22 protein-coding genes and 1 pseudogene are annotated in these 24,261 nt (G+C 56.4%); 11 read left to right on the top strand and 12 right to left on the bottom strand.

All coding sequences use genetic code 11. From position 1 onward, the window contains the following. The first annotated feature begins 98 nt into the window (after positions 1 to 98). From Q0N43_RS08920 to mltG, 7 genes are all read left to right on the top strand, one after another. On the top strand, positions 99 to 935 hold the full coding sequence (locus Q0N43_RS08920) for an LD-carboxypeptidase (protein WP_295445529.1): 837 nt from the start codon (positions 99 to 101) through the stop codon (positions 933 to 935). 35 nt (positions 936 to 970) lie between these two features. Continuing rightward, complete coding sequence (fabD, locus tag Q0N43_RS08915; RefSeq protein ID WP_295445527.1) at positions 971 to 1,909, top strand: ACP S-malonyltransferase; 939 nt, start codon at positions 971 to 973, stop codon at positions 1,907 to 1,909. After that, the gene (locus tag Q0N43_RS08910) at positions 1,909 to 2,712 is read left to right on the top strand and encodes a crotonase/enoyl-CoA hydratase family protein (protein WP_295445525.1); all 804 of its coding nucleotides are present in this window, start codon (positions 1,909 to 1,911) and stop codon (positions 2,710 to 2,712) included. The genes fabD and Q0N43_RS08910 overlap by 1 nt, the downstream gene beginning before the upstream one ends. 1 nt (position 2,713) lies before the next feature. Continuing rightward, positions 2,714 to 3,451: a 3-oxoacyl-[acyl-carrier-protein] reductase gene (gene fabG, locus Q0N43_RS08905; RefSeq protein WP_295445523.1), complete on the top strand. Its 738-nt coding sequence runs from the start codon at positions 2,714 to 2,716 to the stop codon at positions 3,449 to 3,451. Between the two features lie 92 nt (positions 3,452 to 3,543). Continuing rightward, the gene (locus tag Q0N43_RS08900) at positions 3,544 to 3,777 is read left to right on the top strand and encodes an acyl carrier protein (protein ID WP_125229739.1); all 234 of its coding nucleotides are present in this window, start codon (positions 3,544 to 3,546) and stop codon (positions 3,775 to 3,777) included. Between the two features lie 146 nt (positions 3,778 to 3,923). Further along, entirely contained in the window at positions 3,924 to 5,183 is a 1,260-nt protein-coding gene (fabF, locus tag Q0N43_RS08895) for a beta-ketoacyl-ACP synthase II (RefSeq protein WP_295445519.1), read from the top strand. A gap of 86 nt (positions 5,184 to 5,269) precedes the next feature. After that, positions 5,270 to 6,268 (top strand): endolytic transglycosylase MltG, encoded by a 999-nt coding sequence (gene mltG, locus Q0N43_RS08890; protein WP_295445517.1) that lies wholly within the window; start codon positions 5,270 to 5,272, stop codon positions 6,266 to 6,268. Between the two features lie 5 nt (positions 6,269 to 6,273). Here mltG and Q0N43_RS08885 read toward each other — a convergent pair whose 3' ends face one another. Then, positions 6,274 to 8,220, bottom strand: coding sequence for an alkyl sulfatase dimerization domain-containing protein (locus tag Q0N43_RS08885; RefSeq protein ID WP_295445514.1), 1,947 nt, complete (start codon positions 8,218 to 8,220; stop codon positions 6,274 to 6,276). A gap of 83 nt (positions 8,221 to 8,303) precedes the next feature. Further along, complete coding sequence (locus Q0N43_RS08880; RefSeq protein WP_295445563.1) at positions 8,304 to 10,481, bottom strand: primosomal protein N'; 2,178 nt, start codon at positions 10,479 to 10,481, stop codon at positions 8,304 to 8,306. A 147-nt stretch (positions 10,482 to 10,628) separates the two neighbouring features. On the opposite strand from Q0N43_RS08880, the gene fsa reads away from it, so the two are divergent. The 4 genes and pseudogenes from fsa to Q0N43_RS11525 all read left to right on the top strand — a co-directional run. Next, positions 10,629 to 11,282: a fructose-6-phosphate aldolase gene (fsa, locus tag Q0N43_RS08875; protein WP_125229735.1), complete on the top strand. Its 654-nt coding sequence runs from the start codon at positions 10,629 to 10,631 to the stop codon at positions 11,280 to 11,282. A 183-nt stretch (positions 11,283 to 11,465) separates the two neighbouring features. Then, a complete protein-coding gene (gene folE, locus Q0N43_RS08870; RefSeq protein WP_295445561.1) occupies positions 11,466 to 12,074 on the top strand; it encodes a GTP cyclohydrolase I FolE in 609 nt (202 codons plus the stop codon). 97 nt (positions 12,075 to 12,171) lie between these two features. Beyond that, positions 12,172 to 13,020 carry a carboxylating nicotinate-nucleotide diphosphorylase gene (gene nadC / locus Q0N43_RS08865; protein ID WP_295445559.1) on the top strand — a complete coding sequence of 283 codons (849 nt, stop codon included), beginning with the start codon at positions 12,172 to 12,174 and terminating at the stop codon, positions 13,018 to 13,020. Between the two features lie 232 nt (positions 13,021 to 13,252). Beyond that, positions 13,253 to 13,666, top strand: a pseudogene (locus Q0N43_RS11525) (ribonuclease T); the annotation flags it as partial. 78 nt (positions 13,667 to 13,744) lie between these two features. Here Q0N43_RS11525 and Q0N43_RS08860 read toward each other — a convergent pair. The 10 genes from Q0N43_RS08860 to Q0N43_RS08820 all read right to left on the bottom strand — a co-directional run bounded on the left by Q0N43_RS08860 (position 13,745) and on the right by Q0N43_RS08820 (position 24,209). Next, positions 13,745 to 14,167 carry a DUF4112 domain-containing protein gene (locus Q0N43_RS08860; RefSeq protein WP_295445511.1) on the bottom strand — a complete coding sequence of 141 codons (423 nt, stop codon included), beginning with the start codon at positions 14,165 to 14,167 and terminating at the stop codon, positions 13,745 to 13,747. 19 nt (positions 14,168 to 14,186) lie between these two features. Beyond that, the gene (locus tag Q0N43_RS08855) at positions 14,187 to 15,641 is read right to left on the bottom strand and encodes an ABC transporter substrate-binding protein (protein ID WP_295445509.1); all 1,455 of its coding nucleotides are present in this window, start codon (positions 15,639 to 15,641) and stop codon (positions 14,187 to 14,189) included. 42 nt (positions 15,642 to 15,683) lie between these two features. Beyond that, on the bottom strand, positions 15,684 to 17,243 hold the full coding sequence (locus Q0N43_RS08850) for a serine protease (protein ID WP_295445507.1): 1,560 nt from the start codon (positions 17,241 to 17,243) through the stop codon (positions 15,684 to 15,686). Positions 17,244 to 17,248: 5 nt separating this feature from the next. Further along, the gene (locus tag Q0N43_RS08845; protein WP_295445505.1) at positions 17,249 to 19,354 is read right to left on the bottom strand and encodes a transglycosylase domain-containing protein; all 2,106 of its coding nucleotides are present in this window, start codon (positions 19,352 to 19,354) and stop codon (positions 17,249 to 17,251) included. Positions 19,355 to 19,457: 103 nt separating this feature from the next. Beyond that, positions 19,458 to 20,222, bottom strand: a complete 765-nt coding sequence (locus Q0N43_RS08840) for an ATP-grasp fold amidoligase family protein (protein WP_295445504.1) — start codon at positions 20,220 to 20,222, stop codon at positions 19,458 to 19,460. Between the two features lie 199 nt (positions 20,223 to 20,421). Beyond that, complete coding sequence (gene nadA, locus Q0N43_RS08835) at positions 20,422 to 21,414, bottom strand: quinolinate synthase NadA (protein ID WP_295445502.1); 993 nt, start codon at positions 21,412 to 21,414, stop codon at positions 20,422 to 20,424. A 154-nt stretch (positions 21,415 to 21,568) separates the two neighbouring features. After that, the gene (locus tag Q0N43_RS08830) at positions 21,569 to 22,483 is read right to left on the bottom strand and encodes an MBL fold metallo-hydrolase (RefSeq protein WP_295445500.1); all 915 of its coding nucleotides are present in this window, start codon (positions 22,481 to 22,483) and stop codon (positions 21,569 to 21,571) included. 218 nt (positions 22,484 to 22,701) lie between these two features. Next, positions 22,702 to 22,974 (bottom strand): hypothetical protein, encoded by a 273-nt coding sequence (locus Q0N43_RS11520; protein WP_366845958.1) that lies wholly within the window; start codon positions 22,972 to 22,974, stop codon positions 22,702 to 22,704. 75 nt (positions 22,975 to 23,049) lie between these two features. Continuing rightward, the gene (locus Q0N43_RS08825; RefSeq protein ID WP_366845957.1) at positions 23,050 to 23,901 is read right to left on the bottom strand and encodes a TonB-dependent receptor; all 852 of its coding nucleotides are present in this window, start codon (positions 23,899 to 23,901) and stop codon (positions 23,050 to 23,052) included. A gap of 164 nt (positions 23,902 to 24,065) precedes the next feature. Continuing rightward, positions 24,066 to 24,209: a hypothetical protein gene (locus Q0N43_RS08820; protein WP_295445498.1), complete on the bottom strand. Its 144-nt coding sequence runs from the start codon at positions 24,207 to 24,209 to the stop codon at positions 24,066 to 24,068. Positions 24,210 to 24,261: the final 52 nt, after the last annotated feature.

Genomic DNA, 24,261 nt, shown 5'->3' with positions numbered 1-24,261 from the left:
AAGGCGGGGGCCCAATACCCGACTCGTAGAAACATCACGGCCCGGAGTTGGATTCCCGCCCGCGCGGGAATGACGAATTTTGCGGAAGCGCGTGAAATATGCGGATAGCCATCTGCGCGCCATCGACGCCATTTACGCGGGAGGACGCGGCGCGGGTTATCGCGCTTGCCGCCACTACACACCCGACGGCTGAACTCATCTTTCACGACCAATGCTTTGCGGAGGTTGGCCATTTTGCCGGGCTAGACGATATGCGCTGCGCCGCGTTTGTGGACCTTGCCAATGACCCAAGTTTTGATGCGATCTGGTTTGTGCGTGGTGGCTATGGGGCTTGCCGGATCGCACAAGACGCCGTGGCCGCACTCACATCGGCGGCGGGGGACAAAATCTACATGGGATATAGCGACGCCGGCAATCTGCTTGGCGCTTTGTACGCCGCAAAAATCGGCCGCGTGTGCCATGGGCCGATGCCAGCCGATATCCGGCGCGAGGGCGGTGAGGCCGCCGTCCTGCGCGCGCTCGACTGGATGCTGCACGCGTCGCCACAGGTGCTTGAACCACAACTGCAAGCAGGCGGCAAATATGCGGCGTTCAATCTGATGACCTTGGCGATGATGGTCGGCACGCCGTTAATGCCGGACCTGAAAGACCATGTGTTGCTATTGGAGGAAATCAGCGAATATCTCTATGGTTACGACCGCGCGTTTTTCCACGTCACCAGCCATTTGCAAACCGCAGGGCTGGCCGGATTGCGGCTTGGTCGCGTCAGCGATGTGCCTGTCAATCACCGCCCCTTTGGCGAAGATGCCGAGGAGATTGCTCGGCGCTGGTGCGCAAAAACGGGGATCAATTATCTGGGCCGCGCGGATATTGGCCATGATGCTGACAATCGCATCGTGCCGTTCGGGCTTGCAACATTCAGCGCTGCGCCATAGGCGAATTGCCAGAACACGGACGAACAGGAGCAGTTATGCGCGCATTTATATTCCCCGGGCAAGGCAGCCAAGCCGTTGGCATGGGCAAAGCGCTCGCCGAAGCCAGCCCGATTGCGCGCGCCGTGTTTGAGGAAGTCGATGAGGCGTTGGGCCAGCATCTTTTCCGCCTGATGTGCGAAGGACCCGAGAGCGACCTCATACTGACCGAAAATGCGCAGCCCGCGATCATGGCCAATGCCATCGCCACCTTGCGCGTTTTGGAAAAGGAAGGCGGCGTTCGGTTATCGGAGAAATGCAATTTCGTCGCTGGCCATTCCTTGGGCGAATATACCGCGCTCTGCGCCGCAGGCGCTTTGCCTTTGTCGGTGACCGCTGCGCTGCTGAAGCTGCGCGGGCGCGCGATGCAGGCGGCTGTGCCCGTCGGCGTCGGCGCGATGGCCGCGTTGCTTGGGGCAGACATCGAGAAAGCCGAAGCATTGGCGGCGGCGGCGGCTGAGGGCGAAACCTGCACCGTCGCAAATGACAATGACCCCTCGCAGGTCGTCATTTCAGGGCATAAAGGCGCGATTGAGCGCGCAATTGAGCTTGCAAAGGACCATGGCATCAAGCGCGGAATATTGTTGCCAGTGTCCGCACCGTTTCACTGTCCATTGATGCAACCCGCCGCCGATGAGATGCAAAGCGCGCTTGGCACGACGACCATTCATGCGCCGCTGGTTACCCTTTTTGCGAACGTCACGGCAGCGCCGGTATCCGATCCCTACATCATCGCCGCGCAATTGGTGCAGCAAGTGACTGGCCGCGTGCGCTGGCGCGAGTCCGCAATCGCGATGGCGGAGACTGGCGTTACCCATTTCGTTGAATTCGGCGGCAAAGTGCTATCACCCATGGTGAAGCGCAGCACGCATGAAGACATCACCACATCAACCGTCATCAGCATGGATGACATCGAAGCCTTGTTGAAAGCGATTTAATGAACGACCAAATTCTCCAGTCGCGCGATGGCGGCATACTGACCATCACGCTGAATATGCCCGAAAAACGTAACCCGATCTCGGATGTGTCTGTCGTCGAACAGTTGTGCGATGCATTCATGGCAGCGGATCAAGATATGTCGGTGCGCTGCGTCATCCTGACCGGCGCAGGGACGGTGTTTTCCTCCGGCGGTGACTTAAAACAAATGCGTCCGGATAGTGGTGGCCTGCGCGCAGGATTGCCCGCAGAAACCCGGCGCAACTACAAATATGGTATCCAGCGTCTGCCGCTGATGTTCCAAGCGCTAGAGGTTCCGGTCATCGCGGCGGTTAACGGTGCGGCCATTGGCGCAGGGCTTGACCTTAGCACGATGTGCGACATTCGGATTGCAGCGTCTTCGGCCAAATTTGCGGAGAGCTTCGTTCGGCTCGGCATTACGCCGGGCGACGGCGGCGCATGGCTGTTGCCGCGCATCGTCGGTTTTTCAAAAGCGACCGAACTTGCCTTAACCGGCGAAACCATCGACGCTGCCGAAGCGTTGCGTATCGGGCTGGTTACGCAAGTGGTGGATGATGCCGACCTGATGACCGCCGCGCGCATGATTGCGGACAAAATCGCCGCAAACCCGCCACATGCCGTCCGTATGACGAAGCGCCTATTGCGCGAAGGGCAGACGGCGGACCTTAAAAATATCCTCGAAATGTCCGCCGCGATGCAAAGCCTTGCCCACGCCACTGCGGACAATGACGAAGCGATCACCGCGTTTCTGGAAAAGCGCGCACCCGAATTTAAGGGAGAATGATATGTTTGATCTAACTGGCATGACCGCGCTGGTAACCGGCGCTTCGGGCGGGATTGGCAGTGCCATCTGTCACGCGCTGGCGGGCCAAGGCGCACGGCTTGCGGTTTCAGGATCCAACGTGGAAAAGCTCGAAGCATTCCGGGCGTCCTTAAGTGGCGACCATGTTGCGGTTCCCTGCGACTTGGGTGACAAGGACAGCGTTGAGGCGTTGGTTCCCGCTGCGCTGGAGAAACTGGGCCAGATCGACATTCTTGTGAACAACGCGGGCGTTACCCGCGACAATTTGACGATGCGTATGAAGGATGAGGAATGGGATGACGTCATCCGCATCAATCTTGAGGCAACATTTCGCCTGATGCGCGCCGCCACGAAACCCATGATGAAGGCGCGCTTTGGCCGTATCATTGCGATCACCAGCGTCGTCGGTACCACGGGCAACCCCGGCCAAGCCAATTATGCCGCGTCCAAAGGCGGCCTTACGGCGATGACAAAAGCAATCGCGCAGGAACTCGCCAGCCGCAATGTGACGGCCAATTGCGTCGCACCCGGCTTCATCGCCACCGCGATGACCGAAAGCCTGCCTGACGCGCAAAAAGAGGCGCTGAATGCGCGTATTCCGATGGGCCGCATGGGCGAAGGCGCCGACATTGGTGCCGCCGTTGCCTATCTCGCCTCAAGAGAAGCGGGTTATGTTACGGGCCAGACAATCCATGTAAATGGCGGCATGGCGATGCTTTGATGCATAAGCGTCGCTTGCCACTTGCCAGCGGCTATTCTGCACATTAGGGCAATAGCAGAAATTCAACATCCCAAACAATAAGGGGCACAAAAATGAGCGATACCGCGGAACGGGTCAAAAAGATCGTAGTCGAACATCTGGGCGTTGAAGCCGATAAGGTCACAGAAGCTGCAAGCTTCATTGATGATCTTGGCGCAGATAGCCTTGATATTGTTGAGCTTGTTATGGCGTTTGAAGAAGAATTCAACGTCGAAATTCCTGACGATGCTGCTGAAAAGATTGCTACCGTCAAGGACGCGATCGATTTCATCAACAGCAACGGCTAAGCCGTTACGCGCAATACTGCGCGGCCAGATAAAAATTCAAACGGCTTTCCGACCAGCGTTAAGTGCGCTTCTGTCGGAAAGCCGTTTGCTTTTTGGCTCCTATTCGCGGTAATAGGCCGTAAAGATTAGATTTTGGAGATAACGCAATGCGTCGTGTCGTGGTCACTGGATTAGGTCTGGTTACACCCTTGGGTGCAGATGTTGAAACCACTTGGTCCAACCTGATTGCCGGAAAATCCGGTGCTGGCATGATTACGCATTTCGACGCCAGCAACCAGAAATGCCTGATCGCGTGCGAAGTGAAGGCAAAGGACCATCCATGGGGCTTTGACCCCGATAAGCGCGTGGACCACAAGGTCCAACGGCAGGTCGATCCCTTTATCATTTTCGGCATTGATGCTGCTGGCCAAGCATTGGAAGATGCGGGTCTCACCGATTTGACCGAAGAACAAAAAGTGCGGGCTGGCTGCTCCATCGGGTCCGGGATCGGCGGTTTACCCGGCATTGAAAGCGAAGCGTTGCTGCTGGCAGAGAAAGGCCCTAGCCGCGTTAGCCCGCATTTCGTGCATGGCCGGTTGATTAACCTGATCTCGGGCCAAGTCAGCATCAAATATGGCCTAAAAGGCCCCAATCACGCCGTCGTCACCGCTTGTTCCACAGGCGCACACTCGATTGGCGATGCCGCCCGCATGATCCGCGATGATGATGCCGACATCATGGTCGCTGGCGGTGCAGAGGGCACCATCAACCCGTTGGGTATCGCAGGCTTTGCGCAGGCTCGCGCGCTCAATATGAGCTATAACGACCGTCCAGAGGCCGCCAGCCGCCCTTATGACAAGGACCGCGACGGTTTCGTGATGGGTGAAGGCGCAGGCGTTGTTGTTTTGGAAGAATATGAACATGCCAAGGCGCGCGGTGCGAAGATCTACGCCGAAGTCGTCGGCTATGGCTTGTCGGGCGATGCATATCACGTAACTGCGCCGCATCCCGAAGGTGACGGCGCGTTTCGGTCCATGCAGATGGCGCTGAAAAAGGCCGGAATGACGCCCACCGATATTGATTATATCAACGCGCATGGCACATCGACCATGGCCGATACGATCGAGCTAGGCGCGGTAAAGCGCTTATTTGGTGATGCCATGGCAAATGTGTCAATGAGCTCGACCAAATCCGCCATCGGCCATTTGCTGGGCGGCGCTGGCGCGGTGGAGAGCATTTTCTGCATCCTTGCGCTGCGTGACCAGATTGTGCCGCCGACGCTCAATCTCGACAACCCAGATGAAGGCACCGAAGGCGTTGACCTTGTCCCACATGTCGCCAAGAAACGCGAAGTGAAAGCTGTTTTGAACAACAGCTTCGGCTTTGGCGGGACGAACGCCAGCCTCATCATGAAATTGGCTGAATAAACAAACGTGATAGCACCGCCGCATATCTCTCATTTTGTCATTCCAGCGCAGGCGGGAACTGACTGCGGGAATGAGGAGGGCTAATTATGGTGAAGCGGTATGGAAAACAGGCAAACCGCCGCCTCGCCAAATGGGCGGTCGTTGCGGCGGCGCTGCTGCTGGCGGTAATTGCCGGTAACTTTATCTATGGATGGACGGCGCCCGGGCCGCTGCAGCGCGCGGCAACTGTAATCATTAAGCCGGGGTCAAGCATGATGTCGGCTGCACGGCAGCTTGAGAAAAGCGGCGCGGTCAAATCCGCCGAGGCATTTGTGAGCCGGGCAAAGATTTTTGGCGCGTCGAACACCATCAAGGCGGGCGAATTTGTTATTCCGGCAAAGGCCTCCAATTCCGACATATTGTCCATCCTGACAGATAGAAAAACCGTGCAACGCATGGTCACTATTCCCGAAGGCATGCCTTCGATCATGGTGTACGAACGCCTCATGGCCAATGACCAGCTCACTGGACGCATTTCCATACCAGCCGAGGGTTCGGTTTTGCCTGACAGCTACGCCTTTGACAAAAACGAACCGCGCGCTGCTGTCCTGAAACGCATGCAGGATGCCAGAGCAAAAACAATGGCCGAGTTGTGGCGAGAGCGCAGCCCTAACACGATGGTCAAAACACCATTAGAGGCGCTGACGCTTGCGTCGATTGTCGAAAAGGAAACGGCGCTCAAATCGGAATTGCGTATGGTCTCCGGCGTGTATTCCAATCGCTTGCGCATTGGAATGCGGCTGCAGGCCGACCCAACGATCATTTACCCCATCACAAAGGGGAAGTCGCTTGGCCGGCGCATTCGCAAATCCGAAATCCGGGACGTGAACGACTATAATACTTACGCCATGGCTGGCCTTCCCAAAGGACCAATCGCCAACCCGTCACGCGCCGCCATTGCCGCCGTGCTGAACCCGCAAAAGACGACCGCTTTATACTTTGTTGCTGATGGCAGGGGCGGGCATATCTTCGCCGACACGTTGAAACAGCATAATGCCAATGTCGCAAAATGGTATGCCCTGCGCCGCCAACGCGGGGAGATGTAGCCCCTTTACGGCTCTACAATGTTGAAGGCACCCGGCATGGGGTCAAGCGCGGCCTGAAGCTTTTCAATCGCCGCCCTGTCACCCTCGATTTTCAGTCCAGCGAACTGTAGCTGTGCCGCCGGCATTTTCAGGAACAATAACGCCAGAAACAATTGGCGCGGGCCAGTGACCGTCACGGCAGGCGCGGCGTGGACCTTCCCCATTTCGCTGAACATCACCGAATTGCCAACGGTGACTTTCGCGGTCTCTTTTCGGTCCGAAATGACGAAATTCAGCGCCAGTGTGGCATTGCCAATGATATTCGGGTCCAGCCGGGTCGACACCGAATCCAACAACAAACCAGTTGGTATCGCCGAAATCATGTCGATGCTTTGCGCGTTAATGCCCGCCTTCATGCCCTCACGCAGGTCGTGCGCGCCAGACAGGAACATGTTGCGCCAGATCGCGGATTCCGACTGATAGCCTTGCTGTTCATAGCTGTCAGCAAGCAAGGCCCGCCCCTCAACATTTTTGGGTTCCGCAAAGATGAGTTGGTTCAACAGGTCGGATGACCAGCGATAATCCCCCGCTTTCATTGCCTTTTTCGCCTCTGCCAAGACCTTCTTCGCGCCGCCCATCGCCGCGACCATTTTGCCTGCGCGCACCTCCGGCGGATGCGGGTTAAGATTGGCGGGGACGGCATCATACCAACCCAGATAATATTGATAGATCGCCTTCGAATTATGGCTGTAGGTGCCGTAATAGCCCTTGTTAAACCATTTGTCGCCAATAGCTGGCGGTGCCTTCAAAACTTCTGCGATCTCGGCCTGAGTCATGCCCTTGTTCATCATGCGCACCGTTTGGTCGTGCATATACCGATAATTGTCGCGCTGCCCCGCTAGCCAGCCCTTGACCTCCGACTGGCCAAAGCGCGGCCAGCAGTGGCTTGAGGCGATGACGTCGCTCCGCTCGCCATATAGGTTGACGGCTTCGTTCAGAAACCCGGACCAGCCCAACGTATCACGTACTTTCGCACCGCGCGGAGTTAGGATGTTATGCAGACTGCAGGTCGCAATTTCAGCGGCCAGAAACGTGCGCGCCGCAGGCATATAGACGTTCATTTCGGCCGGTGCTTCGGTCTGCGGCACCATTTGGAACTCCAACGTCACGCCATCGACTTCGCGCTGTTCGCCCGTTTTGCGAATGTCGATTGTAGGCGGGATCAGCGTGATATCACCCCCGCCAATGCCTTTGCCGATGCCACTGCCCATCTGCCCCTGCGGGCCAGGCGTCAGGTTATTGCCAAATTGAAACGTCGCGCGCCTGCCCATCGCAGGACCGGCCATAACATTTTCAGACGCCGTCTCGGCCAAAAAATGCTCCGGCGCAATGATCTCAACCTTGCCCGCTTTTACGTCGGCCTCATTGATGATTCCGCGCACACCGCCGAAATGGTCGGCATGGCTATGGCTATAGATCACCGCAGTGACTGGCCGTGCTCCAAGCTTTTCATTCACCAGTTTCAGCGCTGCCGCTGCGGTATCCCGGCTGGTCAGCGGGTCGATGATGATCCAACCCGTTTGGCCTTTGATCACCGTCATGTTCGACACGTCAAAGCCGCGCACTTGCCAGACATTGTCCGTCAGCGCATATAGCCCATGTTTGCGCAACAGGCCCATATGCCGCCACAGGCTTGGGTTCACCGTATCGGGTGATTGGCCATCCACCATCCAGTCATAAGCGCCAAGGTTCCAGACAGGCTTGCCATCCTTGTTGGTGATGACGGGGTCGGACAAAGTGCCGATAAAGCCCCTGTCCGCAAAATCGAGGTCACGGCCATCTTCGGCGGGAAGCTGCGCCGCGACGCTGCGTTGCGCAGTGACCGTTGCATCAGAGGCTGGCTTTGCGTCTTGTGCCCACGCGCCTGTTGCCGACGCCGTGCTTAATAACGCTGCCCATAAAATTTTGTGCATGTTGTTCTCCCCCAATATTTTGACGGCACGATGCAGCATTAGACGCATTAGGTAAATCCGCTATTTGCGGCTCTAACGGCGCATCACAGGAAACTATAAGGATCAACATCGACCCCAACCCGCACGCCACGCGGGAATTGTAGGCCGCCAAGCCATTCACGGATGATATTCTGCACCTCGACCGAGCGCTGCGCATGGACCAAAAGGCGTTGTCGATAACGCCCACGCAACATGGCGAGCGGTGCTGGCGCGGGGCCATAGACATGCATTCCGTTCACCTGCGGTGCAGCGCCACCCACGGCGCGCGCGGCCTCTATGGCTTCGCGTTCATCTTCGGACGAGATAATGATGGCCGCAAAACGCCCGAAAGGTGGCGCACCAGCCGATTTGCGTTGCTCGGTTTCAGCATCATAAAATGCATCGCGGTCACCGGCGACCAAGGCGGCGATGACGGGATGATTGGGATTGCGTGTCTGGATGAACACCTCACCTAGCTTCTCGCCGCGCCCTGCCCGGCCAGCGGCCTGCGCAATTTGCTGAAAGGTGCGTTCGGCGGCGCGCAAATCCCCGCCCTCAAGCCCCAGATCGGCGTCGATCACCCCGACCAACGTCAGTTCGGGGAAATGATAGCCCTTCGTCACTAATTGCGTGCCGATGATGATATCCACCGCCTTATTTTCTACAAGGGACACGAACTCCGCCGCCTTTTCCGGCGACCATAAAGTGTCCGATGTCGCAACGATGGTCCGCGCATTGGGTAGCAGGCGGTTCACCTCGTCACTGATGCGTTCAACGCCGGGGCCACAGGCAACCAATGTATCGCTTTCGCCGCATTCAGGACAATCCTCCGGCGGTGGCATAACATGACCACAATGATGGCAGGCGAGACGGCGCACGAGGCGGTGTTCCACCATCCAGCTTGTGCAGTTGGGACATTGGAACCGGTGGCCACAGGTCCGGCACAAGGTCAAAGGCGCATAGCCACGACGGTTGAGGAACAACAAGCTCTGTTCGCCGCGTGCGACGCGTTCTTCCAAGGCTTTCAGCAATGTCGGTGCAATCCAATGCTGTGATTCGGGCGCGTCGAGCGTCAGGTCGATGGCCTTGATTTCAGGCATTTTGGCCGCGCCAAAGCGCGACGGAATTTCAAGGCCTTTGTAGCGGCCAATGGCCACCATATGCCGCGATTCCAGCGCTGGTGTTGCCGATGCCAGAACCACAGGGAATCCTTCAAAATGGCCACGCATGACGGCAACGTCGCGGGCATGATAGCGCACGCCATCTTCCTGTTTAAAACTGGTCTCATGCGCCTCATCGACGATGATCAGGCGCAAATTGGCAAAGGGAAGGAAAAGCGCCGAGCGCGCGCCCACCAGCACCTTTGCACTGCCATCGGCGACGGCACGCCAGACACGGCGGCGCTGGGTGGATCGCAGATTGCTGTGCCAAACAGCTGGCTCGACGCCAAAGCGCGCTTCGAAGCGGGCAAGGAATGGCGCGGTCAGCGCGATTTCGGGCAGAAGCACCAGAACCTGTTTGCCCAGCCGTAACGCCTCGGCCACCGCCTCAAAATAGGTTTCGGTTTTGCCTGATCCTGTGACGCCATCAAGGACGAATGTGTCAAAGCCACCTTTGCGAACCGCATCAACCATGCTGTTTGCTGCCAATTGCTGCGCGTCGTTCAATTTTGGCGTGTCAAAGTCCGCCAGCGGTTCGGGCAGCGGCGAATCGACGCTGATGGTAACTGGTTCAAACGCGCCAGCTTTGATCAGCCCGCGGATGACGGCGTCGCTGACGCCAGCTTCTGCCGCTAGCTCGCGCACAAGGCCTTGCGCGCCCTCCAAGGCGTCCAGCGCGGCCGCGCGTTGTGGTGTCAACCGTGCAGGCTCAAAACCAGTGCGGCGATATTCGGTAATGGTTCCCGTCGCCGTGAACGCAGCCGACGACGACAACACCATGCGCAAGACCGCCGCATGGTTCGTGAGATAATAATCCACAACCCAGTTGATCAGGCGACGCAAGCTAAGCGCAACCGGCGGACAATCCAATATTTCAAGCACAGCGCGAAGTTTGCTGGCATCTAACGCCGCATCGCCAAAAACATCATCATCCCAGATCATGCCGGGCAATTTGCGCGGGCCAAGTGGCACCATCACGACGCAGCCCGGCCCGGCGACCATAGCATCGGGCAGCCGGTAATCGAGCGGACCAATCGCTTGCGTTAACAAAACAACACGGACGCGGTTGGTGGTCAAGCTCATATGGCGGGTATAGGCAATGATGCGGCGAACGTCACCATCTGGATGATCATCGCGCATCATCGCAGATCTGGTTCCAATAGGTCTGTTGTTTTGGCCGATATTTTGCCAAGAGACATGAAACCGAATCTCCAATCAGGAAACAGTGCCATGAAATTCTTCGCCGATACCGCTGACATTGCCGATATTAAGGATCTGGCGGCGACTGGTTTGCTCGATGGCGTGACCACCAACCCGTCGTTGATCGCCAAATCCGGCCGGGACTTTATTGAAGTCACGCGCGAAATCTGCGCCTTGACCGATGGCCCGGTGTCGGCAGAAGTCGTTGCACTTGATCACGCGACAATGATGAAGGAAGCCGAAATCCTGCGGAAGATTGCCGACAATGTCTGCATCAAGGTGCCATTGACCATTGACGGCCTGAAGACGTGCAAGGCGCTTACGTCCGAAGGCACATTGGTCAATGTGACCTTATGTTTCTCCGCCAATCAGGCACTATTGGCCGCAAAGGCTGGTGCGACATTCGTATCGCCTTTCGTTGGCCGCCATGACGATAATGGCTTTGATGGTATGCAGCTTATCAGCGACATTCGCCTGATCTACGACAATTACGCTTTTGATACGGAAATCCTCGTCGCCAGCGTCCGTCACGGTGTCCACGTTCTTGAAGCCGCGAAAATTGGTGCTGACGTGATGACTGCACCGCCATCGGTCATCAAGGGCCTGTTCAAGCATATCCTGACGGACAAGGGCATTGAGGGCTTTTTGGCCGATTGGGCCAAAACCGGTCAGGCGATTGGCTAATTTTTTGCGCAACAAATTAGCATTTCCGCCTCGGATGCTATATCATCATATATAGCGATGCAGGCCCTATAGGCTATTATCCGTATGGTTTTTAGAGGCGGGTAGACTTATCTTTATGGTTGAATACGCGGGCACTTCGCCTGCCGGAGCCTAAAGATGAACAAACCCGAAAAGGTATTTCCCATGGCTCATATCCATTATGAAGACGAAATCGGTGCGAACGGCAAACTTGTCGTTCCTGATGACGTTCAAGACGCAATTCGCACCCTAATCCGTTGGTCAGGCGATAATCCGGAGCGGGAAGGCCTGCTCGATACGCCCGCGCGCGTTGGCCGCGCATGGCGCGAATATTGCTCTGGCTATGCCGACGATCCGGCTGCGCATTTGTCGCGAACCTTTCAAGAGGTGGGCGGTTATCACGAGCTCGTCTTGCTCAAGGACATTCCGTTCCAGTCGCATTGTGAGCATCACATGGCACCCATCATCGGCAAGGCGTCGATTGCCTATATGCCAACCGACAAGGTTGTGGGCATTTCGAAACTTGCGCGTGTTTTGCACGGCTTTGCGCAGCGGCTTCAGGTGCAAGAGCGCCTAACCGCAGAAGTCGCAAACTGCATCTGGGAAAATTTGAAGCCAGAGGGCGTTGCTGTTGTGATTGATGCGCAGCATGGGTGCATGACCGGACGCGGTGTGAAGGTTCACGGCGTTGGCATGGTAACGTCAAAACTCATTGGCTGTTTCCTTGACGATCAATCGAGCCGCAAGGAAGTCATGAGCCTAATGGGCTATTGACCCCGCCATAAAAGGTTTTCAGTTATTGTTGGCGATAGCGAACTTACCTATATTTGGGGCATAGTCGCCAATCATGCTCAGGCCGGATAACATCAACATGCCTTTTAACATTCCCTCGTTTGATATGAACGCTTTCGTCCGTGCGACGCTTGCCGAAGATTTGGGTCCGACGGGCAAAGATGTCACGTCCGAAAGCGTCATTCCGGTCGATGTCCGCTTCGACGGGGTGATGGACAGTCGCGATGCCATAACCGTGGCTGGCTTACCTATCGCCGTCGCATTTTTCCATGCGCTCAATCCGTCGATGGAGATAGAGTTGTTAGTCGCGGAGGGCGCGCAAGTGCCCGCGGGCACTGACCTCATGCGCTTAAAGGGCCATGCACGGGCCATGCTCACTGCGGAACGCTCCGCGCTGAATACAGTGCAGCATCTGTCGGGCATTGCCACAATGACACGGCAATATGTCGATGCCATCGCAGGGACGGGTTGCATCCTTTTGGACACCAGAAAGACAATCCCCGGCCTTCGGCTGCTTGAAAAATACGCAACGCGCATAGGCGGCGCTACGAACCATCGCATGGGCCTTTGGGACGCAGCCATGATCAAGGACAATCATGTTGCCGTTGCCGGCGGCGTAGCTGAAGCGGTTGCCCGCGCGAAAAATGCAGGGGTTGAACGCATCATCCTTGAGGTGGACAGCATCGCGCAGATTGAACCCGGCTTGGCGGCAGGGGCAAGCCATTTGCTGCTCGACAATATGGACGCAGATATGTTGCGCGCGGCGGTAAAGCTGATCGCTGGCCGCGTGCCGACTGAGGCATCGGGCGGGGTGACGTTGGAAACGATCCGCGCCAAGGCGGAGACGGGTGTCACCTACATCTCGGTTGGCCGCCTGACCCAAAGCGCGCCGGCAGCCGACATCGGACTGGACTTTGCGCAAGCTTAAGCTTTTCATATTTTTAGCTGTCGTGGCGGCTTTCCAACCTGCACCAACCATGGCGCAAGCGTGGCAATGCCAACCACCACGATTTCTTCCGCGCCCGGCCCTGGAGTTGCCTCCGTCCGGCCAGATAAGGCGCACGGCCATAGACGGCTATGTGCTGGCACTGAGTTGGAGCCCGGAATATTGCCGTGGTCGAATAAGTGATCCTGCGGCGCGGTTCCAATGTTAGGGTGAAATTGGCGACTTTGGTTTTGTCCTGCATGGGCTATGGCCTGAGGCCAAAGGGGCCAATTACCGGCAATATTGCCGCACGGTTGGCGTGCTGCCCCGGCAAGCAGTCTCAGATAATATCTGCCTCAGCCCGTCCCCCCAATTGCTGCAACACCAATGGGCAAAACATGGCAGTTGCATGGCCACAACGCCCGCCGCTTATTTTGCGGCAGCGCGGTTGCTGTTCAACGCGATTGAATTTCCCGACATGGCGCGGCTGTCCCGCGAACCCGAACGCGAGACGCACCTGACGGCAGAAACGCTGGCCGAAAGATTTGCTGATCTGAATGATGGCCTGCCCGCGCATGCCATTAATGTGAAGACCAATAGCAAAGGCTGGCTAGAGGAAATACGTATCTGCCTTGGCAGGGATTTCAAGCCCCGGCAGTGTCCGGCAGTGTCCGGCATTTACCCGCCGCGCCCCGGCCACGGCGCAGATAAAAATCTGGCGCGGGCGTTAGGCTTCAATAATCCGCGTCGCAGGGTGATGTTTGTCGAGATGTTTCTTGATAATCCGCAAATTCTTGCTGTTGGAACGCCAGACAAGGTCGAACGCGTCGCCGACAAAGGGAATTGCACCAATCGCAGTATCAATACCGACATTGGCGGTCATGCGGATTAACTGCCATTTGGACATGCCCAGATTGCGGGCTTCCCACACCATATACGCGCCCATACAGGCGGTCACGAGGTCACCCAACACGGGCACAAGGCCAATCACACTATCCAGCCCAAATGGAATTTTCGTGCCCGGAAAAACGAAGGCGCGCTCCAATATCCTTTCAAGCGCCTCAACACGGGCGCGCACGGCGACTGGGTCATTGCCCATACCCGGCAAATCCCTGGCAATACGCGCAAGTTGTTCCTGCGAAATCGGCACTGAAGTTACTCCTTTGTGCCTATGTCGGGTCACGTCCAAGATATTGCAACAGGTGCCAGCCACGACCATTGGCAAAATGCCCCAGTAGGCCGGGCCGGACGACCGACCAACGCAAAGGATTTGCAATGGGGATGAAGGCAACACTGGCCTGCAATTCGGCCTCTGCCTCCCCCAATAGCTGCGCGCGCTTCGCGCTATCGGTCGTTCGGCGCACTTCGGCCACAATCTCGTCCGCCCGCGGGCTACAGATTGCGGCAAATTTGCACGATAGCTGATCCAGATACCATATGGGACTCGATTGCTGCGCGGTTCGGTCAACGAGCAGCAAGTCATGCGGTCGGTCCATCGTCACACGCTCAATATCAATGCCGATGGTTGCAAGGTCAGCCCGCAAACGCGCAAAGAATATCCGGCTGCCATAACCACGCGGCAAAGCAACCCGTAATGCGCGGAGCGCGCCATTCGCATTTTTCCAATTGGCAACCGTCGCAGCGGCCATCGCCCTGCGTTCTTCCATCGATGGCACTGACCATGCAGGCCGGGCTATGCCCGCACGATTTGGCAGGTTTTCGGGAACCAAGGTGACCGTTTCCTGCCACGCCACAATGTCGAACGCCGTCAACAATTTAGGGCGATCAATAGCCATGGCAATCGCCGTCCGATTGGCCGTATCGGACAGAAATGGACCGCCATTAACCACTTGCAAACCGAATAATCCCGGGACCGCGTCAAATTGGATTTGATCAGCCCGTATGTTTGCCGCATCGAGCAAGGGATAGCTGTCAAACCGTCCGCCTTCGACAAGGTCGCTTTGTCCCAGTGCATAACGGGCAAGCACCGTTGATGCCGCACCGCGTTGCAATGTTACCATCGCACTGCTCAGGGATTGCGCGCCATCGTGATCGGTTTCATTGTGCCGCAACTGCATAACCTGTCCATATTTCTTGGCTTGCATCGGACCCGATCCAGCGCTTTTGCTGAGCAACCCGAACTCGGGCAAGGCGAGCAATTCCAGCAGATAGGGCATAGGGGCCTTCAGCCTGATTTCCACCACCTTACCCGTCATGGCGACGACACGGTCAATGACACCCAGTTCGGCACCAAGGCGCCCCTTGCGCAATTCCCGGATGCGGGCAGTCAGCAGACGGGCAACCTCGCCTGAATCTATCTCACGCCCGTCATTCCAGAGCGCTTTATTCAGGCGAAAGATATAACTCATGCCGTCTTCGGTAACGATCCAGCGATTGGCAAGGCCAGGCGCAACGCGTCCTTTTTCATCGAAAGTGACTAGCCCTTGGGCAGTTGCAGCGCGCAGATAGGCAGACGCCAAAGGCAGCGGCGTTGACGATACATTCAAAGGCCGGGGACGATCTTCGATAACGTCAACCCGGACGCGTTCATTGTCGACACCTTCGGAGCATCCGGAAAGTGTTGCGGACAATAGCAACAACAAAATCGACAGCGAACGGATCATGCCGCCACCATAAGCCCTAAGTTCCCACGCACAATCCAAGATTCAGCGGTCAGCGCATGTGAACAGCAATATCTCGTTCGGCGCGGGCGGCAATTGCGCCGCGATGGTGTTGGTCATATTCTCAATGTTGGTGAGCTGGCTATGGTCAGTGGTGCAGGTTTTCACGTCGTAAAGTTGCCGTGCCGCACGTGCAGATTCCATGGCGGCATTGCCCGGCAAGAAACGTTCAATGCGGTAAATGTCGGTTTCTGGTGTGTAACTTATGACGGAAATTTCCGCGTCATTGTTGGGCACAAAGCTTCGGACCCACCGGCCGCCGCTTTCGATATATTGCATACGCCCGTTGATGCAACCATTGGCCTGCCACGTAAATTCAACGTCCGCAGTATCAGACATCGTGACGCGGCTACGTTGGGGTTGCAATACGCAGATTTTCGACTGCGGTTCGGCAGCAGCGATCCCCTTTTGGGCAATCGCATCGTCTGGCCTATCGGCAGTCAACGCAGCGCGAACCCGGTCATCGACTTCGTTGAAAGACGGACGGGCCGCAAAAATCCCTACTGCCATTACAAAAAGCACGGCGCCAGCGGCGGTTGCGGCTTTAAAGCGGTCGCGCTGTTCACGTTCGGAAAACTGCCATGCAGCACCGCCTGCGACGGCACTTAACACCAGCAACAGCCCGGCCAGTGCCAGATGGTTTTCCCGCTCGCCAATGACGGCATGTTCGGCGTCGCTGCGCACTTTGCCTTCGCGGCTGCGTTGTAGTTCGGAGGCAACACGCGCCTCTTGCTCCATCTTGGCGCGTGTGGATGCCTCAAGTTCCGCCTCGGCGCGCGTCAATTCGGCGACGGACCGGCAATCGCCTCGCACAGAACGGAATGCGACACCGCGATTGGCGAGAAATGCCGACAATTCGCGCGCCGATATGGCGAAGTAAAATTCCGCGCCTCCATCCGTGGGCACTGAACCGAAACTGTTGATACCCAGCACCCGTCCGCAGGCATCAACAATCGGCCCGCCGCTATTACCCGGTGCAATGGGCGCGGTATGCAAAAGCGACTCGACGGACTTCGACGTCCGGCCGGATGAAACCGTTCCCCGCGTTTTGACAGGTTGCTGTGGACGCAGCACATCGGCTTCGCTCTGCTCCAAAGCGACATCGACGCTCGCGGGATAGCCAATGGCAAAGACGTCCGCGCCATCCTCTGGCGTTCCTGCAAAAATACTTGCAGGGACAAGCGCGCCAGATGTCAGTTGCAACAAGGCAAGGTCTTTACCCGGCAGGCTGGCAGAAAACCGTGCGCGATAGCTTTGCGTGCCATCGGAGGGTACGATGACGATCTGCACGCTGTCATCAACGCTGGCCATTTCAACGACATGTGCATTGGTGACGATTTTATCGCGCGCAACAACCACGCCAGAGCCGATGCTAACGATGCTCTGCTGACCTTCGGCAGAGCTGTATACGATGACCCGCACCACGCTGCGTGATGCGGCGCTGATGTCACTTGCATCGGCAAATGCGGGTGCAACCCATGAAGGAGACAGAAACAGGCACAATGCCGCAAGATATCGCATGAAGTTAGCCCAAGAAAAAAACATGCGCATCACCGTGGTTCCGGCGCGGGACGTTCCGCAGGTGGAGCAGGCTGAATATTGACACCATCGCGATCAAGCGTAATTTCAAACGGAACGCCGTTGACATCCGTGTTCACGGTGACGCCCTGCCCTTGTTCAAGGCGAATGTCCGAATTACCAATATCGATTGGCAATTCCTGCAATTCAGGCAGGTCAAGCGGTTCAATCGGACCTTCCGGATCTGGCATCTGCGGGGTTTCTGGTCTGTTCACTGGCGCTGCATTGCGGATAGACTGCGACATGAAATCCCGCCAGATCCGCGCTGGCAAGCCGCCGCCGTTAATGCCCTTTAGCGATCTGTTGTCGTCATTGCCGATCCACACCCCAACCACCAAATCGCCAGCAAAGCCGACAAATAATGCGTCGCGATTATCCTGACTGGTCCCGGTTTTGCCATAAGCCGGAATCGAAAGCTGCGCGGCCCGTCCCGTGCCTTGCTTCACCGACGCCCCCAATAAATCCAGCAGCATCCCGTGCATTCGTCCACTGAAAGAACGCGGTCCGGAAAACAACCACTCAATCCAGCCTTGTTCCTCTTGTTTAAAGGCGTGCGGTTCAACAGGCCATTGGTTGCCCGCCACGCCCGCAAAAGCCGCCGTCAATTCCAACAAAGTGACGCCTGAACTGCCAAGCGCAAGGCTTGGGTCCAAAGTAAGCGGGCTGCGGATGCCAAGGTCTTGGGCCGCTTTCTCCACCTCTTCGTCGCCTATTTTTTGGTACAGCCGCACGGCCGCGACGTTGCTCGATTGGGCAAAGGCTTGCTCCAACGTGATATCGCCTCGGTAGCGCAAGCCGGAGTTTTTCGGGCGATAACTGCCTTCATTAATGGGGGTATCGGCAATCATCGACTGCGGCGTCATGCCCGAACGAAGCGCCGCCAGATACACAAACAGTTTGAATGTCGATCCGGGCTGCCGCTTGGCCTGCGTCGCACGGTTAAACGCCGACTGTTTGTAGCTTTTGCCTCCAACCATAGCGACAACCTCACCATTTGGACGCATCGCGACCAACGCGATTTGCGCGTCAACGACCCCTGCGCGGGCGACAACCTTGCGGGCAATATTCTGCAAGCGGGCATCAAGGGTCGTGGTTATCCGCACGTCGGAATATCCGTTTTCGGTCAGCAGCCGTGCCTGTGGAATGGCCCAGTCGGCGAAATAGGTACCGGTTGGCAATGTCTCGCGGACACGCACGTCCAATCGCGCCACAGGGGTGGCATCCGCCTTGGCTTGCGTTATGGCCTTATTGGCCACCATGGCCCTGAGAACGAGCCCAGCGCGCTTTGCAGCACGTTCGGGGTTCTTGGTCGGGGCCAGGCGTGACGGCGCTTGCACAAGGCCAGCCAGCATCACCGCTTGGCTAAGCGTTAAACGCTCCGGCTGGCGATAAAAATAATGCAGAGATGCGGCGCGCAGACCGTAGACATTGTCACCAAAATAGACGTTCGACAGATAACGTCCGAGGATTTCGTCCTTGGTAAGGCGCCCCTCAAGCCAGAAGGCGATGAGCATTTCCCGCGCCTTGCGGGTGAGGCTGCGTTCGGGCGTCAGAAAGGTGAATTTAGCAAGCTGCTGCGTAATCGTGCTGCCGCCTTGAGTCATGCCGCTGCCAAAGGCGTTCGACCATGCAGCCCGCGCTAGACCGCGCGGATCAATGCCCCAATGCGTATAAAAACGGCGATCCTCGATCGACAAAAAAGCCTGCACCACATGCGGGGGCAATTTGGTGACATCGACGGGTTCATCAACGATTGCCCCGTTACGCGCAATGGGTGTGCCGTCTGACGCCAGCAATGTAATGCGCGGCGGCGCAATCGGCTGAAGCGATTTTGACAATGGTGCGGTGACCGCTAGCCAAAGCAACAGCAGAACGAACAGTGCGATCATGCTCGCGACCGTTCGTCCAAACCACCACCAGCGCGTCTTGCCTAAAAACAGTCGCTTGCCCCCGGGGGGGGTGGCGTTATTCCATGGCTGCGGATCGTCGGAAAAACGCTGCGCATCATTATCATCGAAAGCGGCAAGCCGACTGTCGGTATTCGTATTTTTATCAGAAGAAGAGCGCCAGAAAAGCATCGCGTCGCTGTGTTATATCGATATAACGGTGAAGGCGAGTATATATTTGAAAAATTGCGTGGACCAAAGATGAAGCGGAATCACTGCGCCGGAAACCCGCACTTTAACGTCCGCCTGCGTCCAGCCAATAGCGCCCGAATGCGACATCAAGGGTGATGGGATTGAACTTGTCGAGACCGGAGCCCGGGTAGAATGTCATCTCACCAAATTTTGGCATTCCGCCGATCTCGTAAAAATCGCAACGCACAAAATCAAACCCGCGCGATAATCTTTCCGCTGCCTCCAACATGTGCTGAAGCGATTTGGGCGGCGCTGGGTCCGGATCGCTGGTGATAGCAGATACCCGTGTCCAGTTGCGGTCAAACACGATCCAGCGATGGCCTTTTTCGCGCTCAAGGTGGACTTGAACATGCGTAGCTACGCCACCGAACACGAAAATCTTATAATCAATGGGCAAGTTATCTCGATCACCAACAAATGGTTCAACCAAAATCCCGCACGGAATATGGGCGTAAAGCCATTCGTCCAACCACTGCCCATATGGCTGGCGCATCCATTTTGCGGCACGCGCCTGTAAAACAGGCCAACTAAAGTTGTCATCGCGCACATAGATATTCTGGTTGCATCCATGCCGCGATTTGATCACGAAAGGGCCGGGCCAGTCGGGTATGTCGGGCAGCGCCGCGCCATGCCACAATGTTGGAATGACCCACTCCGCCCCTAATGCATCAGCGACCATGTCCTTCACCGCGACCTTATCAGCGAGCGTAACCATACGCATATCGCGATTTTGCAGCTTTCGCCGCTGGACCAATTCGTTGAATGTTGTTGGCGTATTGAGATCGACCCATTTCCGGTGCCGGACCAAATAACATATTCTGATGCGCAGCCTTGCAAACGCCCCGGCATTGCTATCGCCCAAAACCTCTTTACCGCCAACTAGTGCATCCTGTGTTTTCAGATTATTGCCTCAAATACAGACTATTATTCAATTTTGGCGCCTAAAACGCAGCCAGGCGGCTGATGCGATCCGCATGGCGACGGCTGGCGAATAACATATATCCTTATCAAGCCCGTCCAAGATCACCTTTACCAACCGTTCCGCTCGCCATCTCCAGCATTCGGTCGAGGCTTTTTTTCGCGGCCAGCCTTACCGTTTCATCCATCTCAATCTGCGGCGTCAAATCGCGCAGCGCGAGGTAGAGTTTCTCCATCGTATTGAGCGCCATATAAGGGCAGATATTGCATGCGCAATTGCCGTCTGCGCCGGGCGCGCCGATAAATGTTTTGTTCGGCTCGGCCTTTTCCATCTGGTGGATGATGTGCGGCTCCGTGGCGACAATCAAGGTATCGCCCTCCATCGTCTGCGCATATTGCAAGATGCCACTCGTACTGCCGACATAATCCGAATGGTCGATAATATGCGGCGGACATTCGGGGTGCGCGGCAACGGGAACACCGGGATATTTGGCCTTAAGCTTCAAAAGTTCGGTTTCCGAAAATGCCTCATGCACAATACATACGCCCGGCCACAACAGCATTTCGCGGTTGAACTTGCGGGCAAGATAGCCGCCCAAATGCCGGTCAGGACCAAAAATGATTTTCTGCTCTGGCGGAATTTGGCTTAGGATCGTTTCGGCGCTGCTACTGGTCACGATGATATCAGACAGCGCCTTCACTTCGGCGGAACAGTTTATGTAAGTTAGCGCGATATGGTCAGGATGGGCCGCGCGAAACGCCTTGAACTTACCGGGCGGGCACGCATCTTCCAATGAGCAGCCAGCGGCCATGTCCGGCAGTATGACGGTTTTTTGCGGACTTAAAATCTTTGCAGTTTCCGCCATGAATTTTACGCCGCAAAAGGCGATGACGTCGGCGTCGGTCTCTGCCGCGCGCTTGCTCAACTCAAGGCTGTCGCCCACAAAGTCCGCCAAGTCCTGAATCTCGGGTTTTTGATAATAATGCGCAAGAATGACGGCATTGCGTTCTTTTTTCAGCCGTTTGATTTCTGCGAGCAGATCGAGGCCTTGCAAGTTTTCGCGGGGCGTTGGGGCGTTCATGCGGTGCTACCTTTGCCATGCCGAACCTATTCCGGCAGCTGAATTAAACGCCTATGTGGTCGATTTTGGTGCACGAAACAAGGCTAGCTTGGGGCTCTGATCGGTTTTTTGTCGCGGTGTGTGCACAAAGCCTTGGCATGCCATTATGTCGCCTTCACGTTTCCGTGACGAGATGCCAACCACCGTCTTGCGCCGCCACACGCCCCTGATTTTGCAAATCGATAAGATGCGCAAGAACCGAGCGACCCGCAGCGCCAATAAGGCGCGGGTCTAAGCCCCTATACATCACCGCCACCATATTGGGAATGTGTCCCTCGCCGCTCTCCAGCAAGGTCACGATCTGACGTTCGCGTTGGCGGCGATGGCCGATCATGCCACGGACCAATTGACTTGGGTTGGTAACAGCCGGGCCGTGGGCCGGGTAATAAATGCGGTCGTCGCGTTCATATAATTTCTGCAAGCTCGCCAGATAATCGCTCATGTCGCCGTCTGGCGGGCTGACAACGCTTGTCGACCATTTCATCACATGGTCGCCAGTGAACAAAGCGCCGCTTTCGCGCAAGGCAAAGCACAGATGATTACTGGTGTGTCCCGGCGTCGCAACAGCCTGAAGCGTCCAACCATCGCCCGAAATGGCCTCTGCGTCCTTCAGGATGCGATCCGGCTGGTAATCGGGGTCAAAGGCGCTATCGGCGCGCGGGCCATCATCGCGCAGCACCAGCGGGGCGCAGCCAATGATCGGCGCGCCCGTCGCAGCTTTCAATGGCGCTGCTGCTGGCGAATGATCGCGGTGGGTATGCGTACACAGGATCGCGGTGACCTTTGCATCGCCCACTGCGCGCAAGATCGCCTCCACATGGCCCTCGCCATGAATGTCGGCGGGGTCACCAATGCTTTGCCCGCTACCAGCGGGGCCAGGATCAATTACGGCAAGTTCTTTGCCATTGCCGACAAGCCATGTTTGCGTTCCGGTATAGGTATAAGGCGATGCATTGGGCGCAAGCACCCGGCGCACGAGCGCCTCATGCTGTTCAGTTTCGCCGGCTTTGATTGTGTCGGGCCATTTCATTCCAGCGATATGGCGCATGAAGGACAAAAGAGAAAGGGGTGGCTTTCCTCAGGCGCCATTATTGGTCTATCAAATCTCTGGAAACGGGGACCAACGGGCCGGTTGCTAATGGCCTTACGCTGCCCGTCCTTGGTTGATTGACCCAAAACTTTACCCAAAATAAAGGCTGAAACCCGATTTGGATTCCAGCCCTTTCATTGTAATTTATCGCGTTCAGATTAATTCGCGCCGAAGTTGATTTTCGCTGTTACGCCAAAATACCGGTCGGCTTCGCGGGGGATGATGTAGCGATATGCACCGCCAGGGCCACCCGATACGATCGACGATGCAAAGCTCTTGTCGAACAGGTTCTTAACCTGAAACGCAAGTCGCCAGCCATCGTTGGGATCAACCAAAGCTGCGCACAAATCGACAATCGCATAGCCATCAACGGTCGAACCAAGGCGGACCGCCGGGTTCGCACTTGCCTCGTAAATCTGGTCTGACTGCATCGCAATCTGGCTTCCCTATTCGATGTTCGCAAAGCCCGAAGTTTCGATGTCATATTGCGCGCCAAGCGACATTTTCTATTTCGGTGCATTCGCCAGCGGCGTGCCCTTGGCAATCAATTGTGATGCATCCGCACCCGGCGGCAAGCGGAAAGTCTCAACCTGTGCCTTGTTGTAAGCAACGCCCCCCGAAAGAGTGAAGTTACGCGAGGGGGTAGCGACAAAATCAAGTTCGAAGCCCTTGGTGGAGACCGAACCTGCCTTTGTCAGGCGCCTGGTACGCACACTGGCCACAAAATCGGGGCCGTTTGCCTGATAGTTGTTATATTTGGCATAATATGCCGCAAGGTTAACAATCAGATCGCCGTCAAGGAACGTATTTTTCAAACCCACTTCATACGCGTTGACCGTTTCTGGTGCGATAACACCCGCGCCCACCGTCGTTAGGTTGTAGAAGATGTTATAGGCTGGTCCCTTGTAACCGCGGGTATAGCTTGCATAAGCCATATTATTATCAGTGATATCCGCCTGCACGGCAGCCTTGCCCGAGAGGTTATTGTTACTCGTGCTGGTGGTGAAGGGAACGCCGTTTGCCGTGCCAGCCACAAAGCCTGTCGCTGGCGCAGTTGCCACAAGACCATTATTGTCAACGCCAGCGTCGAAGTTTCCTTGCACACTTGGACCGGCAAGCGAGGTCCGGCGGATATGGTTTACGTCCAGCTCGTCATTTGTGTAGCGCAGGCCACCAATCAAACGCAGGCTGTCGGACAGGTTGAACGTCGCCTGACCAAATACCGACATGTTTTTGAAAGTCGAACCAAAGTCAGCCGTTCCAGCAGGGGTTGTGATCGTCGATGCCCCAGCAGCGGTTGAACAAGGTGTGAGGCACGGCACAACCGCAGCAAGCGTTGATGCCGAAAATGTAACCACATCGCGCGTGAAGATACGATCCGATTCCGCCTTCGAATTATATGCCCCGACAACATATTCGAGGAATTCGCCGGTCAGCGAAGCAATCCGAATTTCCTAGCTAAAAGTGTTCGATGTTTGCGGCCCATTATCGTGCAATTGGTTCAAATCAATATAAGGCCGGTCTAGCCAGTCACCGTCGCGGAATCATCTTCTGCCGGAGCAGTCTGCGCCATCGCAGGCTGTCTGACACCGGCCATCATCGCGGCGCTTGCCAACAACGAAGCGCGGATGAAAGACGCTTTCTTAAGTTCAGAACTGAACATCATATACCTCCCTAAAAATGGCCATCCTTTTCTCAACTAAATTACTTGAGTTTTT

The organism is Sphingorhabdus sp. EL138 (assembly GCF_945882965.1).
Taxonomy (GTDB): Bacteria; Pseudomonadota; Alphaproteobacteria; order Sphingomonadales; family Sphingomonadaceae; genus Sphingorhabdus_B.
The sequence above is the reverse complement of the archived record's forward strand: the minus strand, read 5'-3'. Positions and strand labels throughout refer to the sequence as shown.

Excerpts from the sequence above, each read along its gene's own strand:
- fabD (WP_295445527.1), top strand. The coding sequence starts at position 971 with ATGCGCGCATTTATATTCCCCGGGCAAGGCAGCCAAGCCGTTGGCATG.
- Q0N43_RS08850 (WP_295445507.1), bottom strand. The coding sequence starts at position 17,243 with ATGTTTTTTTCTTGGGCTAACTTCATGCGATATCTTGCGGCATTGTGC.
- Q0N43_RS08830 (WP_295445500.1), bottom strand. The coding sequence starts at position 22,483 with ATGAAATGGCCCGACACAATCAAAGCCGGCGAAACTGAACAGCATGAG.
- Q0N43_RS08880 (WP_295445563.1), bottom strand. The coding sequence starts at position 10,481 with ATGAGCTTGACCACCAACCGCGTCCGTGTTGTTTTGTTAACGCAAGCG.
- Q0N43_RS08910 (WP_295445525.1), top strand. The coding sequence starts at position 1,909 with ATGAACGACCAAATTCTCCAGTCGCGCGATGGCGGCATACTGACCATC.
- nadA (WP_295445502.1), bottom strand. The coding sequence starts at position 21,414 with ATGAACGCCCCAACGCCCCGCGAAAACTTGCAAGGCCTCGATCTGCTC.
- mltG (WP_295445517.1), top strand. The coding sequence starts at position 5,270 with ATGGTGAAGCGGTATGGAAAACAGGCAAACCGCCGCCTCGCCAAATGG.
- Q0N43_RS08920 (WP_295445529.1), top strand. The coding sequence starts at position 99 with ATGCGGATAGCCATCTGCGCGCCATCGACGCCATTTACGCGGGAGGAC.
- fabF (WP_295445519.1), top strand. The coding sequence starts at position 3,924 with ATGCGTCGTGTCGTGGTCACTGGATTAGGTCTGGTTACACCCTTGGGT.
- fabG (WP_295445523.1), top strand. The coding sequence starts at position 2,714 with ATGTTTGATCTAACTGGCATGACCGCGCTGGTAACCGGCGCTTCGGGC.
- Q0N43_RS11520 (WP_366845958.1), bottom strand. The coding sequence starts at position 22,974 with ATGCAGTCAGACCAGATTTACGAGGCAAGTGCGAACCCGGCGGTCCGC.
- Q0N43_RS08885 (WP_295445514.1), bottom strand. The coding sequence starts at position 8,220 with ATGCACAAAATTTTATGGGCAGCGTTATTAAGCACGGCGTCGGCAACA.
- Q0N43_RS08900 (WP_125229739.1), top strand. The coding sequence starts at position 3,544 with ATGAGCGATACCGCGGAACGGGTCAAAAAGATCGTAGTCGAACATCTG.
- fsa (WP_125229735.1), top strand. The coding sequence starts at position 10,629 with ATGAAATTCTTCGCCGATACCGCTGACATTGCCGATATTAAGGATCTG.
- folE (WP_295445561.1), top strand. The coding sequence starts at position 11,466 with ATGGCTCATATCCATTATGAAGACGAAATCGGTGCGAACGGCAAACTT.
- Q0N43_RS08820 (WP_295445498.1), bottom strand. The coding sequence starts at position 24,209 with ATGATGTTCAGTTCTGAACTTAAGAAAGCGTCTTTCATCCGCGCTTCG.
- Q0N43_RS08845 (WP_295445505.1), bottom strand. The coding sequence starts at position 19,354 with ATGCTTTTCTGGCGCTCTTCTTCTGATAAAAATACGAATACCGACAGT.
- Q0N43_RS08855 (WP_295445509.1), bottom strand. The coding sequence starts at position 15,641 with ATGATCCGTTCGCTGTCGATTTTGTTGTTGCTATTGTCCGCAACACTT.
- nadC (WP_295445559.1), top strand. The coding sequence starts at position 12,172 with ATGCCTTTTAACATTCCCTCGTTTGATATGAACGCTTTCGTCCGTGCG.